Annotated in this window: 13 protein-coding genes; 9 read left to right on the forward strand and 4 right to left on the reverse strand. The window is 73.0% G+C overall.

Annotated features, from left to right (window positions below; translation table 11 throughout):
- Positions 1-594: 594 nt before the first annotated feature.
- Positions 595-1,242 carry a dihydrofolate reductase family protein gene (locus tag ACZ42X_RS14310; RefSeq protein ID WP_468288655.1) on the reverse strand — a complete coding sequence of 216 codons (648 nt, stop codon included), beginning with the start codon at positions 1,240-1,242 and terminating at the stop codon, positions 595-597.
- 241 nt (positions 1,243-1,483) lie between these two features.
- Complete coding sequence (locus tag ACZ42X_RS14315; RefSeq protein WP_468288658.1) at positions 1,484-2,710, reverse strand: IS701 family transposase; 1,227 nt, start codon at positions 2,708-2,710, stop codon at positions 1,484-1,486.
- A 309-nt stretch (positions 2,711-3,019) separates the two neighbouring features.
- Between ACZ42X_RS14315 and ACZ42X_RS14320 the strand changes: the two genes are divergently transcribed.
- Both ACZ42X_RS14320 and ACZ42X_RS14325 read left to right on the forward strand, forming a co-directional pair.
- Positions 3,020-4,180: an acyltransferase family protein gene (locus tag ACZ42X_RS14320; protein ID WP_468288661.1), complete on the forward strand. Its 1,161-nt coding sequence runs from the start codon at positions 3,020-3,022 to the stop codon at positions 4,178-4,180.
- A gap of 2 nt (positions 4,181-4,182) precedes the next feature.
- Positions 4,183-4,878 (forward strand): DsbA family oxidoreductase, encoded by a 696-nt coding sequence (locus ACZ42X_RS14325; RefSeq protein WP_468288664.1) that lies wholly within the window; start codon positions 4,183-4,185, stop codon positions 4,876-4,878.
- Here the strand turns inward: ACZ42X_RS14325 and ACZ42X_RS14330 are convergent.
- Complete coding sequence (locus ACZ42X_RS14330; RefSeq protein WP_468288667.1) at positions 4,818-5,558, reverse strand: formylglycine-generating enzyme family protein; 741 nt, start codon at positions 5,556-5,558, stop codon at positions 4,818-4,820. The genes ACZ42X_RS14325 and ACZ42X_RS14330 overlap by 61 nt on opposite strands.
- A 10-nt stretch (positions 5,559-5,568) precedes the next feature.
- Positions 5,569-6,705: a dihydrofolate reductase family protein gene (locus ACZ42X_RS14335; RefSeq protein WP_468288803.1), complete on the reverse strand. Its 1,137-nt coding sequence runs from the start codon at positions 6,703-6,705 to the stop codon at positions 5,569-5,571.
- A gap of 572 nt (positions 6,706-7,277) precedes the next feature.
- Between ACZ42X_RS14335 and ACZ42X_RS14340 the strand changes: the two genes are divergently transcribed.
- The 7 genes from ACZ42X_RS14340 (at position 7,278) to ACZ42X_RS14370 (ending at position 15,981) form a co-directional block, all read left to right on the forward strand.
- Entirely contained in the window at positions 7,278-8,651 is a 1,374-nt protein-coding gene (locus ACZ42X_RS14340; protein ID WP_468288670.1) for a glycosyltransferase family 2 protein, read from the forward strand.
- The gene (locus ACZ42X_RS14345; protein WP_468288673.1) at positions 8,641-9,870 is read left to right on the forward strand and encodes a hypothetical protein; all 1,230 of its coding nucleotides are present in this window, start codon (positions 8,641-8,643) and stop codon (positions 9,868-9,870) included. The genes ACZ42X_RS14340 and ACZ42X_RS14345 overlap by 11 nt, the downstream gene beginning before the upstream one ends.
- Positions 9,871-9,918: 48 nt before the next feature.
- Positions 9,919-10,575 carry a GTP cyclohydrolase II gene (locus ACZ42X_RS14350; protein WP_468288676.1) on the forward strand — a complete coding sequence of 219 codons (657 nt, stop codon included), beginning with the start codon at positions 9,919-9,921 and terminating at the stop codon, positions 10,573-10,575.
- The gene (locus ACZ42X_RS14355; protein WP_468288679.1) at positions 10,572-12,074 is read left to right on the forward strand and encodes an MFS transporter; all 1,503 of its coding nucleotides are present in this window, start codon (positions 10,572-10,574) and stop codon (positions 12,072-12,074) included. Before ACZ42X_RS14350 ends, ACZ42X_RS14355 begins: the two co-directional genes overlap by 4 nt.
- 41 nt (positions 12,075-12,115) lie before the next feature.
- Complete coding sequence (locus tag ACZ42X_RS14360) at positions 12,116-13,798, forward strand: WD40 repeat domain-containing protein (protein WP_468288682.1); 1,683 nt, start codon at positions 12,116-12,118, stop codon at positions 13,796-13,798.
- A gap of 16 nt (positions 13,799-13,814) precedes the next feature.
- The gene (locus ACZ42X_RS14365; RefSeq protein ID WP_468288684.1) at positions 13,815-14,564 is read left to right on the forward strand and encodes a class I SAM-dependent DNA methyltransferase; all 750 of its coding nucleotides are present in this window, start codon (positions 13,815-13,817) and stop codon (positions 14,562-14,564) included.
- A 208-nt stretch (positions 14,565-14,772) separates the two neighbouring features.
- Positions 14,773-15,981 carry an extracellular solute-binding protein gene (locus ACZ42X_RS14370; protein WP_468288687.1) on the forward strand — a complete coding sequence of 403 codons (1,209 nt, stop codon included), beginning with the start codon at positions 14,773-14,775 and terminating at the stop codon, positions 15,979-15,981.
- The last annotated feature ends 15 nt before the right edge of the window (positions 15,982-15,996 follow it).

The following is a 15,996-nucleotide window of genomic DNA, read 5'->3' on the forward strand; positions in this document are numbered from 1 at the left end:
TCTCCCCCCCCACCCACCGCCACACCACCCCCCCCCCCCCCCCCCCCCCCCCCCCCCCCCCCCCCCCCCGCCCCCCCCCCCCCCCCCCCCCCCCCCCCCACCCCTACCGGTGGCTCCGCCCCGGGCTTGGGGCGCCGGCCCAGGACCTGGGCGTCGCCCTGTCTGTCGGCAGTTCTTTGGGCTCCACCGCACGGATCGGAATCGGCTCCACTGACGGGCTGGAGGGGGCGTGTAGTGGTGTGATCGACGCCCCGGTAGCCGGCTGCTCTTGGCCGGGCCCAGGAATGTGGCGCTCGGTGCTGGGTCCTTCCTCGGCGGCGGGACCGCAGAGGTCAGTGCCTGCCGCACCGTCCGGCAGTGCATGTCGTATTTCTCCGCGAGCGCCCGCTGCGACATCTCCGGATCGAGACGCTTGTCCCTTCGGATTGCAGCGAACGGCACCGTCCGCGACACATCCATCCCGGCCTCCCCGACAGGACCGTGATCAAGCACCGCGGCCTCCGGCATGACCGTGTCGACGCACGAACCCTGTCGTCGCCGGGCGGACAGAGCAGCGCATGCACCCCAAAGAGGGCACGTCGCGGAATCCTCGTGTCATTTTCGCCAGAACAGGTGGTGCGTCACGCCACTCGGGCTGGGCACGACCTCGAGGTGGAACCGGTCCAGCAGCTCATCGGGGGAGTCCCACAGCCGCAGTCCGGATCCAAGCTGCACCGGCGAGACCGCCACATGCATGGTGTCGACGAGGTCGGCGTCGAGGAACTGCCGAATGGTGGAGACACCGCCGCCGAGTCGGACGTCCTTGCCCTGAGCCGCCTCCCGCGCCTGCTCAAGAACCGTGGCCGGGTCGCCGTCGACGAAGTGGAACGTGGTGTCGGAGAGCGTGAACGAAGGACGCTTGTGGTGGGTCATGACGAACACCGGCGTGCGGAACGGGGGCTCGTCACCCCACCAGCCGCACCACTCATGGTCCTGCCAGGGCCCGCGCTGGGGACCGAACTTGTTGCGGCCCATGATCTCGGCGCCGATGTTGCGCGCATAGTCCCGCGTCAAGTAGTCGTCGAGGCCCCGGCTGCCCCCGGGGTCGGTACGCATGGGCCAGCTCGCCGTGGCGCCGGCCCACGCGAACAGCCTCGCCGGATCGATGCCGTGGCCGAACGGATTCTCGAAGCTCTGGTCCTCACCGGCACCGATACCGTCACTTGAGACGTTGAAGTTCTGGACTCTCAGCAACTGGGCCATGTGTTTCCTCCTGCGTTGTCGATGACGGTGATGAGACCCTCAAGGCCGCGAAAACTCATCGCTGGGTCCATTACCGGCGGGTCTCATCGACCGCATGGTTGATCCGCTGGGCCTTTCACGGCCTCCCTGACCGCGAGAAGGAGCCAGATCAACCCGGCGTAGGGCCCGGTGCGCGGCGCCCGGCGGCCTCCGCGTCCGGGGTGGGGCGGCGGCCGCCGGGGGCCCCGGGCGGGGGCGGGGGTCAGGCGGTGCGTCTGGTCAGGCCGAGTGGCTCGGAGCGCTGGGCGAGCCCGGCCAGGCGGCTGTAGGCGTACGCGGCCGAGACGAGCGTCATGTGGTGGTGCCAGCCCGGGAACGACCGGCCCTCGAAGTCCAGCAGCCCCAGGTGCTCGCGCAGGGAGTGGACCGTCGCGGCGCTGCCCGCGCGCAGCCGGGTCAGCGCCAGCAGGTCGCTCATGCGCGTCTGCACCATGCTGGTCAGCCACACGACCGACGGCCGCTGCTCGTCCGCCTGCCACTCCGCGAAGAGCCGGTAGGTGCGGTGCGGTGCGCCGGTGCCCGTGCGGACGCCGGGCACCCGTACCAGGCCGGAGACGATCCGGAGCATCCGCTGCCGGCCGTCGGAGGCCGTCACGGTGGCCGTGTGCGGGTGCCGCCGGCTGTTCATGGCCAGGAAGGACCGGGCGCTGAGCGTCGAGGCCGCCGCCGCGTGTGCGGCGGGCTGGGCCGTGAGGTGCCCGTCCGCGATCACCTGCATGCCGTCGGGCACGGCGACGAGGAAGTCGTACCCCCGCTGCGAGAGCCCGGAGACCAGCGGGGCGACGCTCGGCAGCTCCGTCATGTCCGCGACCACCGGGACCGCGGCCAGCGAGGTGCGCGCGGTCGCGGCCCCCACCAGGTCCAGCGTGTCCGCCCACAGGGGCCGGTGCCGCACGCTGTCCGGGATGCGGGTGCGCCGCCGCAGCCCCGTGTCGTCGGCCCAGTGGTCGGGCAGGAACAGGCGCCAGTCGACGGGGACGTTGTGCCCCGGGACGGAGAGGAACAGCCCCAGCGCCACTTGGCAGTTGACGGTACGTCCGGCCGACGGCACGAAGCGGCGGTGCACCCCGACCGAGTGGTCGCCCCGCTTCGGCAGCACCGCCGGGGCGACGGTCCAGGCCCGGACCGGGGCGCGTTCCTCGACCCAGCGCATCAACTCGCCCCGGGCCGGTTCCCACTCCCACGGGCTGGCGTTGATGAACTGCTGCAGCGACTGCGATGCCGTGGGGGAGGTGGAGACGGCGGCGGCCAGCCGCCGGACCGACTTTTTGCCGGGCGTGGTGAGCAGTCCCTGCAGGTAGGCCTGGGCCCACCTGCGCTGGTCCGCGCGCGGCAGATGGCCGAAGAGCTCCTCGGCGTAGTCGGCGTAGGCGGCGAGCGGGGCCGGTTCGGCCGGTCCCCGTAACTCCGTGATGCCGTGCGCAGCCACGATGCGTTCCCCCTCGACTGGTTCGGACGGACGGCGTGAGAGGACACCTCACCCGTAAAAGAATAGAGAACGTTCTGTATTTTCCAAGGGGGTTCACCGGTCGGCGACGACTTTCGGAAGTCCCGTCCGCGGAACGGCGGTTGAGGGCTGGAACCCATCGCTTCTTGTGCAAGTCGGCGTTGTCCTGGCGAAGGGCGGGACCGCAGGCTGGCCGCACGGATGAGGGGAGGGAGTGCTGTGTCGGTTCACGCACGGGAGGCGAGCACACGATCCGCCGCCGCGCGCTCCGTTGGCGCGAAGTGTGCGGCCGTGGACGGCCTTCGCGGTGGCCGGCGGCTGCCGTCCCTGACCGGGATGCGGTTCGTCGCCGCGCTGCTCGTCTTCCTCTTCCACGCCACGTACGAGAACGTCTTCCGCGACCCCGGGACCAACGCCGCCTTCGCCCTGCTGTTCTCCAAGGCCGGCTGGGTCGGCGTCTCCTTCTTCTTCGTCCTCAGCGGCTTCCTGCTCACCTGGTCGGCGCGCCCGGACGACACCGCACGCCGCTTCTGGCGGCGGCGCGCGTGGAAGATCTACCCCAACCACCTGCTGACCTTCACGGCCGCCGTCGCCCTTCTGGTCTGGACCGGGCAGGCGGTGCCCGGGGCCGTGCGCAACCTGCTGCTCGTCCAGACCTGGACGCCGGACGTCGACGTGATCCTCAGCGCCAATCCGGTCAGCTGGTCCCTCGCCTGCGAGGCGGTCTTCTACCTCGCATTCCCCGCCCTGCTGCGGCTGGTGGACGCGATCCGCCCGGCCCGCCTGTGGGGGTGGGCGGCGGGGCTCGTGCTCGCCGTCCTCTGCGTCCCCGCCCTCGCCTCCGTCGTGGTGCCCGCCGGGCCCGACATGTGGTGGCTGGCGATCTCGGAGGAGCACTACTGGTTCGTGTTCGCGTTCCCGCCCGTACGCGCCCTGGAGTTCGTGCTCGGCATGGTCATGGCGCGGATCCTGGGGGCCGGGCGGTGGCGCGGCCCCGGGCTGCCGCTCGCGGGTGCCGCGGTGGTGGCCGGTTACGGCGTCGCGCTCGTGGTGCCGTTCGCCTACGGCATGGTGGCGGCGACCGTCGTGCCGCTCGCCTGGCTCGTCACCGCCGCGGCCGCCGCGGACCTGCGCGGAAACGTTTCACCGTTCCGTACGCGCCTCCTCGTCCGCCTCGGCGAACTCTCCTTCGCCTTCTACCTGTCGCACCGGCTGGTGCAGATGTACGGGCACCGGGTCCTCGGCGCGGACCGGTCCTGGGACACCCCGGCGGGCGTCGGGGTGCTGCTCCTGGGGCTCGTGGTGACGCTGGGGCTGTCCTGGCTGCTGTACACGTTCTTCGAGCGGCCGCTCACCCGCCGCATGGGCACCGCCCGGGCGGCCGGACCGCCGCCACCCCCTCACGCTCCACGGGCCGGACGGTCCGGCCCGCCTCATGACGGAGGCTCATGACGATGACGAGTACGACGATGACGATGACGACGAGTACGACGACGATCGACGTGTGGTTCGACTACATATGCCCGTTCTCCGTGATGACCCGCAAGGTGCTCGCCGACGCCCTCACCGATCCGGACGTCCGGACCGTATGGCGCGCCTACGAGCTGCATCCGGAGGGCACCCCGCCGCCCGGTGAGGGCGACTACCCCGAGCGGGTCTGGGAGAACTCGGTCCTCCCCATGGCCGAACGGCTCGGTGTCCGGCTCGGCTCCGCCCCCTCGCTGCCCCTGCCGCGTACGGGCCTCGCACTGCGCGGCCACCGTTACGCGGAGCGGCACGGCGCCGGCCTCGCCTACAGCGACCGCGTCTTCGACGCCCACTTCCTGGAGCACCTGGACATCGCGGACGCGGGACTGCTGGGGGACCTGGCGGGCGACGTCGGGCTCGACGCACGGGAGTTCCGCGCGTTCGTCACCTCCGAGGCGGCCGCTGAGCAGTACCTGCGCGAGCAGGAGGACGCCCGGCGCACCCACCGCATCCACACGGTGCCGACGCTGACCATCGGCACCTGGCGTACGGAGGGCGTCCCCCGGGCGGACCGTGTGCGGGAGGTCCTGGCGGAGCTTCGCCCGGCCGTGGGCGGCTCCCGTCACTCCGCGGGTGCCGCCACGCGGAATCCCACGCCGAGCGCCGCCAGGTCCCGCTCGTAGACACCGTGCCGGCGGGCGCACCGGGCCAGGTCCCGGTCGTGGCGGAAGGACCCGCCCCGCGTGACGTGGGGATCGAAGGCCCAGTCCTCGGTCCGCGGTACGTCGTCGGGGGCGCCCGGGTAGGGGGCGTAGAGGGTGGAGGTCCACTCGTCGGCGTTGCCCGCCATGTCCAGCACGCCGAACGGGCTGGCGCCCTCGGGGAACGAGCCGACCGGCACGGTCGCCCCGATGCCCAGGTCCACGAGGTTGGCCAGACCGGTGCGGTACTCGTCCCCCCACGGGAACTCCCGGCCGTCGTCCCCGCGTGCGGCGCGCTCCCACTCGTCCTCGGTGGGCAGCCGCACCGCGAGGCCGCCGAGCCGTTCCCCGAGCCATCGGCAGTAGGCCGTCGCCTCGTCCCACGGGATCCCGATGACGGGGTGGTCCGCCGGCGCCTGCGGGACCGGCCTGCCGGTGGCCACCGCGAAGCGCGTCCACTGGCCGACCGTGACGGGCGTACGGGCGATCCGGAACGCCGGGAGCCGGATCTCCGTACGCGGGGCTTCCTTCCGGTACCACTCCACCGGCACGCCGGTGTCACGGAAGCGGTGGGCGGTCCCCGCCACCTCCTCCGTCGGCGTGCCCCGGTACAGGAGCCCGGCCGGGACCTCGACCCAGTCCACGTCGTGCACGTCTTCCACCCGTCCCTCCTCAGCTCGGCAGCAGATGTGCGTTGGGGCTCATCGCGGCGTCGGCGTACCGCGGGATCTCCACCACGGTCACGCCGGACGCCTGGAGCAGTTCCGCGCCGGCGGCCGCGGCGACGAACGTTTCCGGCTCGCGCCAGGCGGTCACCACCCTCCGTACCCCCGAGTCGATGATCCACCGGGCGCACGGGCGAGGTCGCGACGCGCGCCGGCCGCAGGGTTCCAGGCTGCTGTAGACGGTCGCCCCGCGCAGCCGCGGGTCCCCGGCCAGCTTGGCGAGCGCGGACTCCTCGGCGTGGACGTGCGGGTCGCCGCCCTCGCGGGAGTGGCCCCGGGCCAGCTCCTCCCCGTCGGCCGCGACGACGATCGCGCCGACGGAGAACGCGGTCCGCGACGGCGGGCACGCGGCGGCCAGTCGGCAGGCCTCGGCGAGCCAGGCCGAGTCCGCCGCGGTCGCCCGGCCGTCGGTGCCGGGGCGCCGGTTCAACGCGTACCGGAGCAGGACCACATCGCCGACCGGCCGGGTCTCGACGAGGGTGAGACGGTGCAGGGGGCCGCCCGGATACGTGCCGGGACCCAGCATGCGCGGCGCGTCGCGCTGCCCCACCAGCAGGGGCGCGACGGCGAGTTGCAGCTCGTCCGCCAAGCCCCGCTGGAGCAGCTGGGTGTGGACCTGCCCGCCGCCCTCGACCATCAGGCGTCGCACGCCGAGCGCGCGGAGGTGCCGCAGAACGGCCTCCCAGGCGGCGCTCTCGTCCCCGGCCGCCTCGGTCACCTCGTACACCTCGGCGAGGTCGCCGACGGCGGCCACGGCCCTGGCGTGCGCGCGGGCACCCACCGCGTACACCACCTTGCGTCCGCCGTGGTGCCAGAACCGCCAGGCGGGATCGAGAGCGCCGCTCCGGGTGACGGTGACCTTCAGGGGGTACGCGTGCGGGGCGCGCGACCGCACGCGGAGGCGGGGGTTGTCGGCGCGCAGCGTCCCCGCTCCGACCAGCACGGCGTCGCTGGAGGCGCGCTCGGCGTCCACCCGCCGGAAGTCCTCCTCGCTGGACAGCAGGAGCCGGTCCTCGCCCGGGCGGGTGTCGAGGCAGCCGTCCAGGGACACCGCGGCCGACAGCAGGACATGGGGCTTGGACACGGTACGCGGCTCCTTCGAATCCTCTTCGAGGAAGGGGTAGCCGTCCTCGTGCGGCGAGCGGAAGGTGCGGAAGTCCCACCGCGCGTTGCACTGCGGCGAATGCACCTCGTCGAGGCTCAGGGCAGGCAAGTCACCCTCTTTTTTGAAGGGTTTCTGTAAAACCCTTACGAAGCTTCGTTTCATATTTATCCAGGCTGCCGTCCGACGCCTCCATGGCGACTCCCTAGTGGGTGGACTCCTGAGGTGGCCGGTCACGCTATGAGCATCCAACTGGACTGTCAACCAGTTTAGTTGAGCCGGTAATCATGTCGATGATCATGGTTGACAGACCGTTGAGCTGTGGTGTTGGCTTGCCGAGGTGCTGGGGGTGATCTTCGCCTATTCGTGGACCACTGCCGGTGACCGTGACTCGCCGTTGCTTATTCATCTGCCGGTGACGCGCTTTTCTCCTGCCTGAAGGGAATGAAAGTGCCACTCGTACTCCGCTCGCGCAGAAGCTCTCCCGCCGACTCTCGGACCCCGGCCATGCGGATATCACGGGCTCTGCTCGAAAACCCGACCTCAGAGCGCATATGACCGACATTCTGGTCCCCACCTGGCCGGTCATCCCGTACGCGGCGGACGGACTTCCGCCGCAGTGGCGGCCCTCCCGGCGCCTGACCCTCCTGATGCCCTTCTACCGCGAGACCGAGGCCACCCTCACGCGCTCGGCCCGCGCCGTGGCCGCCCTGGACTACCCGCCGGAGCTGCTCCAGGTGCTGTGGCTCGTGGAAGGCGGACCCGACGGCGACCAGGACGCCGAACGGGCCGCCCGGGCCCGGGCCGCCGCGGACCGTCCGGACGTCGACTGGCGGATCCTGCGACTGCCGAGCATGCGGCCCAAGGGGGCCGCGCTCAACCACGCATTCCCGTACGCCGACGGGGACGTGATCGCCGTCGTCGACGCCGACGTCGCCCCCGGTCCCCGGCAACCCGCCGAAGCCGTATGGGCGTTGGAGCAGGGCTACGCGCTGGTCCAGGCCGAGGAGGTCAGCGAGCGCGGGCACGGGCTCACCGCCCGCGTCAGAGCCGCCGAGGACGCCGTCTGGCACGCCTCCGTGCGCGGCCTGGCCGCGGTGGCCGGCGTGCACGTGGTCGCGGGAAGCTCCGTCTACGCCTGGGCGTCCACCTGGGACCGGGTGCGTCCCGTTCGCGAGGACGACGTGGAGGAGTCCTACCACTGGTCGCTGGAGCTGATGAGCCAAGGCGTCCGCACCGGCTTCCTGCGTACGCCGTCCGGCGTCAGCTCCACCGAGCACGCCGGCGCCGCGCTGCGGCAGCGGGCGCGCTGGGCGCGCGGGCAGCTGCGGGCCGTCGCCCTGAACTGGCCGACGCTCTCCGCGCGGGGCCGGGTGCTGGGCGCCGTCAGCGTGGGCAGCATGGCCGCCCGGGCCGCCATGCCGGTCCTCCTCGCCGCCGCCGTGGCCTCGCCCCGCGCCCGCAAGGCGGCCGCCGGACTGCTCGTCGCGGACGCGCTGTGCGTGCTCGGGGCGCGCCGCAGCCCCGAGTACCGCGACCGGGCGGACGGGACGGCGTGGTTACTGGTCGTGCCCTGGCACGTCCTCGGGTCGGTGGCGGTGTACCGCGCGCTCTGGGAGTGGGCGAGGGGCGACCGCGGCTGGCACAGCGTCCGCGAGGTCTCCGAAGCCGGCGCCGCCGAAGTGCCTGCTGCGGCACCCCGGGTCTCCGGGGCCGAGGCCGCCGAGGCCCCGGACCCGGCCCCCGAGGTCTCCGAAGCCGAGGCCGCCGCAGGTCGGCCATCCGTGACCGCGGAAGCCCCGGACCTGGCCCCCGAGGTCTCCGAAGCCGAGGCCGCGGAAGCCCCGGACCCCGTACCGGAGGTCTCCGAAGCCGAGGCCGCCGCATCCGGTGCCGCCTTACGGGAGGAGCGCCCGCATGGCCGGTGACGCCCTCCCCGCCGAGCCCGCGGCCCCCGGCGTCGTCATCAGCGCCGCCGTGATGACCCACCCCCGCCGACAGGCGGAAGCGGTACGCCTCGCGGAGGCGTTAGGCGGCTGGCATACCCAACTCGCCCTCGACCCGCGACCGGACGGCCCGCCGACGACCCTGCGCACCGCGTGGGCGGCCTGGGCCGCCATCCGCCCCGGCGCCACCCACCACCTGGTGCTCCAGGACGACGTGGAGCTGTGCCGCGACTTCGCCGAGCGCGTCGAGTCCGCGGCCCGCGAACACCCCGACACACCGCTCGCCTTCTACGCGAACTGGGACTCGTGGAACGGCGCGGCGACCCGGGCCGCCGCCCTCGGCGGCGCACGCTGGGTACCCGCCGTGCCGGGGGAGTGGGTGCCGACCCTCGCCCTGCTCCTGCCGAGGCGGGACGTGGAGGCCCTGCTGTCCGCCACGCACCCCGACCACGCGGAGCCCGAACCCGACGACGTGGCCCTCGCCCGCGTACTGCGCGCACGCGGCCGGCGCGTGCTGATCTCCGTACCGCACCTCGTCGAGCACACCGGGCAGCCCAGCCTCGTCGGCAACGACCGCTACGGGCCCCGGCACTCCGCCTGCTTCGCCGACGACGTACACGACCGGGCCGGCGACCTGCCCGGCCCCCCGCCCGGCGAGCGGGACCGCCCCGCGGACAGCGGTCCCGCCCGCCTGCCCGAGGTGCTCGTCCACCGGCTGCGCGGACGCGCCCACATCGTCCTCACGGGCCCCGACCCCCTGGAAGACGAGCCGCGCTTCATCTCCCTGCGGGCCTACCTCGACGAAACCGGCCTGACCGGGCGCTGCCTCGCCCACTGGGAGAAGGCCCGCCGGGACCTGCAGGCGCCCGACGGCATGCTCGCGCTCTGCGAGGAACTGTGGTACTGCGCCTACCTGTTGGGCGCCCACACCAGCTCCGACCACGTGGTGCCGCCACCCAGGCTCGTCCGGGTCGCGCTGCGCAGCCTGGTCCTCGGAGGCACGGCGCTCCCCGCCGAGCAGCGTCTGTGGACCGAGCGGCACGCGGCCCGGCTGACGAGCCTCGCCGAGCACGGGTTCGCCGCCGGACTCGACGACCACCGCACCTACGGACCACCGCGCCCGGTCCCGGCCGAACGGCGGGCCGCCCTTCCCCCGGCCGAGCGCATCTGGCAGGACCCACGGCTCGCGGACGCGGCGTAACAGGCCGGTTCCCCCACACGACCAGCACGACACCGCATGGAGGATGCGATGACCACGGCTGCACCCATCGGAGAGAACCAGCACGGCGACGTACCCCACTGCACCGTCCGCGCCGAGGTCGCCGTGCCGGTGGACACCGCCATCGGACCGGTGACGGCCCGCATGGCGACCTTCACCGGCCTGCTCGACGGCCGCGAACACCTGGCGCTGGTCTTCGGCGACGACCACGGACCTGCACCACTGGTACGCGTGCACTCGGAGTGCCTCACCGGCGACGTCTTCGGATCCGGCCGCTGCGACTGCGGCCCCCAGCTCCACGAAGCCCTCGGGCTGCTGGCCGAGCACGGCGGCATCCTGCTCTACCTGCGCCAGGAAGGCAGAGGCATCGGCCTGTACAACAAGCTCGACGCTTACCTGTTGCAGGATGAGGGCCTGGACACCTTCGAGGCCAACGTCCGGCTGAACTTCGAAGCGGACGCACGCGACTACCGGGTCGCCGCCCAGATGCTCGGCGCCCTCGGCGTCGGCCGCATCCGGCTGCTCACCAACAACCCTGATAAAGCGGCCCAGCTGACGGCCGGCGGTATCGCCGTCAAGGAGACGGTGGGCACCGGGGTGTTCCTGCGCAGCAGCAACCGGCGCTACATCGAGGCGAAGGCACAGGCCGGCCACCGCATCGTGCTCACGGACGCGGCCCCGGCATGACCTCGTCGGCATCTCCGGACACTGTGGCCGCGCAGTGGCGGCGACGCCTGGGACTTCCGGACCTGACCGGCCACGGGCGCATCGTGGCCGCCACCTCCCTGGACACCTTCGGGGTGGGCATGTTCACCCCGCTGTCGTTCCTCTTCTTCCTCCTCACCACCGACCTCACCGTGACCGAGGTCGGGTGGGGGGCCAGTCTGGCGACGCTGCTGTCCATACCGTTCTCCCCGCTGGCGGGGAGCGCGGTGGACCGCTGGGGGCCGCGCGCCTGCCTGATCGCCAACAACGTGCTGGCCGCCGCCGGCTACCTCTGCTACCTGCTGGTCGACTCCCTGCCCGCCCTGGTGGCGAGCATGCTCGTGGTGCTCTGCGCGGAACGCCTGTACTGGGCGGCCTGGCCGGCCTTCGTCGCCGACCTCGCCGAGGGCGCCGAACTGGACCGCTGGTACGCCTTCACCGCGGCCGGCAAGAACGCCAGCGTGGCGCTCGGCGGCGCCGTGGGCGGCTTCGTCCTGGGCACCGGCTGGTCGGGGGCGCCCCTGCTCATCGTGGTGCTCAACGCGGCCACGAGCGTCCTGACCGCCTTTCTGTTCCTGCGCCCCTCACCGCGGTCGCGGCCGGCCGAGGGCGCGGGCCGGAAGCCGTCCGCGGCGCCGGACCCGGGCGCGGCGTCGGACCCGTCCGCGGCGCCGGACCCGGGCGCGGCGTCGGACCCGTCCGCGGCGCCGGACCCGGGCGCGGCGTCGGACCCGTCCGCGGCGCCGGACCCGAGCGCGGCCTCGGACCCGAGCGCGACGCCGCACACGACCGCCGCGCCGCGGCCGAAGGCCGAGGACCCGCCGACGGCCCGCGAGGAGGCCGCGGCCCCGCAGGGCGGCTGGGGCACAATCCTCCGCGACCGGGTGCTCCTCTGCCTCCTCGCCTCCCACGCCGCGCTCACGTTCGGCTGGCTCATCCCCACGGTCATCCTCCCGGTCTACCTCGTCGAGGTGCGGGCCCTGCCGACCTGGCTGCCCTCCACCACGCTGATGGTCAGCTCCCTCCTGATCGTCGTCGGCCAGACGTACGTGACCGGCCGGCTCGGTGCGGTGGGGCGCGGCCGCGTCATCTCCTGGGGCGCCGGGCTCATCCTGAGCGCCGTCGGCCTGCTCGCCGTGGTGCCGGCCGTCGGCGAAGCCGCCATGGTGGTGGTCGTGTTCCTGGCGGTCCTGCTCTTCACGGCGGGGCAGATGACCGCGACCCCCGCCTTCGTCGCGCTGTCCGCGACCGCGAGTCCGCCGCAGGCGCGCGGGCGGTTCCTCGCCCTGTTCAACCTCACCTGGACCCTGTCCGCCGTGGCGGGCCCGGCACTCGTCGGCGTCCTGATCGAGCGGCACAGCGTGGTCCTGTGGGCCGTCCTCGCGGCCCTGGTCGCGCTGGGCGGTCTCGGCTACCGGCTCACCGGGCGCCTGGCTCCCCACCTGCTCGCCAGCCCGCAGGTCAGGCAAGCCACCTCCTGACCGCCACCCGTAACCCCGCCACCCAGAAAGGGAGAACCGAAATGATCCGCCACTACGGTCCCATCAGCGGTGTCGCCGCCTACGGCACGCAGTACGTCGCGACGGCCGGCTACGACAACCAGCTCATCCTCTGGGACGCCGCGACGAAGCAGCCGCTCGCCCGGGTGAACCACGACCACCTCGCCAACCAGGCGGCGTTCAGCCCGGACGGCCGCTTCCTCGTCAGCTCGTCGAGCGACTACTCGGCCCGCCTGTGGTCGCTGCCGAAGCTGAGCCTGGTCGCGGTCCTCGCCGACCACAAGGACGACGTGGAGATGTCGGTCTTCCACCCGACCAAGGAACTCATCGCCACCGCGTCCCGCGACCACAACGTCCGCGTGTACGACTTCACGGGAACGCTGGTCACCACCTTCGAGGGGCACACCGCGGACGTCATCTCGGTCGAGTGGGTCGCCGGCACCGACGAGCTGGTCTCGTCGAGCGACGACGGCACCATCAAGCGCTGGTCCCTGGAGACCGGTGCGATGACCGACGAGATCGACCTCGCCGGGGTCGAGACCGACACCGTCGCCATCACCCGCACCGGTGTCATCTACGCCGGGAACGACGAGGGCGAGATCATCGTCGTCGCCGGCGAGAACGTGGAGAACCACCCCGCCCACGAGGCCGGCATCAAGCGCCTGGTGTACAACGCCGAGCGGGACCTCCTGGTGAGCCTCAGCTACGACCGCACGCTCCGCGTGTGGGACACCTCCGCCGATCTCACCGAGGTGGCCAAGGCGTCCCTGCCCTCGGACATCTGGCCGCGTTCGTGCGCCTTCCTCGACAGCGACACCCTCGCCTTCGCCACCTTCGGATCCTCGTACGCGACGTACCGCATCGGCGCCGACGAGTGGAACGTCGACGGCGTGGAGCAGACCCCCTGCGTCAACGCGGTCACCGTGGACGGCGGCCGCACCCTCACCATCGGTGACGCGGGCGTGCTGTGGATCGACGGGGAGCGGCACAGCGAGACGGGCAGCCTGTGCAACTTCCTCACCCCGGTCGGCGGGCGCGTCCTCACCGGCGGGCAGATGGGCAAGGTCTTCGACGCGATGACCGGCGAGGTCCTCCACCAGCACCGCTCCCCGCTGAACTGCGGCGCGGCCTTCGAGCGCGACGGCGTCCCGCACGTCGTCATCGGCGCGTACACCGGCGAGGGCATCGTCCTGTCGGTCGCGGCCGACGGCTCCGTCCGGCACGAGGCGACGCTCCGGCTGCACCAGAACGCCGTCAAGGGCATCGCCGTCTCCGAGGGCCGGATCTTCTCCGTCTGCGCCGACGCCAGCACCACCTGGTTCTCCGTCGACGGCCTGGAGCGGCTGCACCACATCGAGGAGGCGCACGAGCGCATCGCCAACGGCTGCGCGCCGCTGCCCGGCGGCGACTTCGCCAGTGTGAGCCGCGACTACAAGCTGCGGCTGTGGCGCGGCTTCGAGCCCACGGTCATCGCCACGCCCCACGACCACTCCATCAAGTGCGTCGCCGCCAGCACCGACGGGCGGTACGTCGCCACCGGTTCGTACCACGGCCTCGTCGCCGTCTACGACGTGACCGCCGACACCTGGTCGACCGTCAGCCGGGTCACCACCGCGGGCATCTCCTCGCTGTTCTACGACGCCGGCACCGACCGCTTCCTGGCCGGCTCGTACGACGGCCGCGTCTACCCCGTGTCGTCCCACTGAACCGAGGCGGATACCCATGTCAGGCGCGACCTTCGACTACGGCCCCGACTTCTACGACGAGGCCACGGTCTTCCCCCGCTACCAGGAGGCCCGGGCGGCCGCCGACGAGGGCAACACCACCCTCGAGGAGCCGTACGTCCTCGCCTTCGTCGGCGACCTGGGGGGCCGTGCGGTGCTCGACCTCGGCTGCGGGGACGGCACGTTCGGCGCGTCCGTGCTGCGGGCCGGCGCGGACCGCTACCACGGCGTCGACGGCAGCAGCCGGATGCTCGCGGCCGCCGCCGCCCGCCTGGACCCGGCGATGCTGGAGCGCGCCGACCTCAACGCCTGGACCTGCCGGGAGCCGGGGGCGTGGGACGTGGTCACGGCCCGCATGGTGGTGCACTACCTCGACGACCTCCCGGCCCTCCTGCGGGAGGTGCGGACCGCCCTGGCCCCCGGTGGCCGGTTCGTCCTCTCCGTCGAGCACCCCGTGGTCACCTGCGCCTACGACGGCGACTTCCACGACGGCGTGCCGTCCGAGATGCGGGTGCGCGGCTACTTCGACGAGGGCGAGCGCGCCTGCGAGTGGCTCGGCTCCTCCGTACGGAAGGTGCACCGCCCCGTCGAGACCTACGTCCGCGAGCTGCTCGGGGCGGGGTTCGCCCTGACCGGGCTGTCCGAGGGGCGGCCCGTACCGGACAACTTCCGGGACCCCCGCACGTGCGAGGCGCGCCGGGCCGTCCCCATGTACCTCACGATCCGGGCGGAGAAGCCGGCCGGCTGACGCCCACGCACCCTCCGCCACAAGGAGCCGTCGCATGACGAGAAGGACGAGTAGAACGAGAAGGCCGAGTAGCACGAGAAGGAACAGCACGCCCGGAACCATCAGGAACCTCACGGCCCTGGCCGCCTCCCTGCTGCTGACGTGCCTCACCACGGGCGCGTCGGCCGCATCGCCGGACACCGCACCGCGGCACCTCAAGGTGTGGCTCATGTGGGGCTCCGTACCGGCGCCCGTGGTGGACCGGCTCGTCGGCGAGTTCGAGGCGGCGCACCCCGGCGTCGAGGTGGACGTCGAGCTGCAGAGCTGGGTCGGCATCCAGGAGCGCCTGGAGGCCGCGCTCGCCTCCGGCGACTCGCCCGACGTCGTGGAGCTCGGCACCACCACGACGCCCTCGTTCGCCTCCGCCGGCCTGCTCAAGGACCTCAGCGCGAAGGCCGACGCGCTGGGCTCCCGGGAGTGGATACCGTCGCTGCGCGAGTCGGGGAACTGGCAGGGCAGGCAGTACGGAGTGCCGCTGTACGCCGCGTCCCGCGTGGTGATCTACCGCACCGACCTCTTCGCCCAGGCCGGTCTCGACACACCCCGGGACCAGAAGGAGTGGGTGCGCACCACACGGGCGCTCGGCCGGGCGCATCAGGCGGACCCCGGCTTCCAGCCGATCTACCTGCCGGGCCAGAACTGGTACGTGCTCTCCGGCCTGCTCCACGACCGGGGCGGCCAGCTCGCCACCCATGACGGCACCCGCTGGCACGGCGGGCTCGCCACCGCCGAGGCCGCCTCGGCGCTGAAGTACTACCGCACGCTCCAGTCGCTGTCGCAGGCGCCGAAGGACCGGGACGAGGCCCACCCGTTCCAGTACGAGGAGCTCGCCAAGGGCGGGATCGGCCAGATGGTCGGGCTGCCCTGGGAGCTGGCCGACGCCGAGCGCATCAACCCCGCACTCCGCGGCAAGCTCGGCATGTTCCCCGTGCCGGGGCTCTCGGCGGACCGGCCGGGCAGCGTCTTCCTCGGCGGTTCGAACCTCGCGGTGTCGGCCCGCAGCGCGCAGCCGGAGGCGGCGCTGGAGTGGGTCGCCGGGATCACCGGCCCCGAGGCCCAGAAGCGGATCGCGGCGGCGAACGGCACGCTGCCCAACCGGCTGGCGCTGGCGCGGGAGGTCGACAGCCCGGTGGTCAGGGTGCAGGCCGAGGCCGCCGCGAACGGGCACACCACCCCGGTCGACCCCCGCTGGCCGCTGGTGGAAGCAGAACCGAACCCGGTCAAGACGCTCCTCACCGACGTACTCACCGGCCAGCCGGCCCGCGCGGCCGGGCGCCGGGCGGACCTGGTCGTGGAGGAGCGGCTGAACGGAACACCACCGCCGGCGGCCGGAACGCCACCGTCACCGGCGGACGGCCGCGCCGGTCCGCTCCGCTGAGCGAGCACGGACAGC

It is taken from the genome of Streptomyces sp. NPDC030862 (assembly GCF_055571835.1).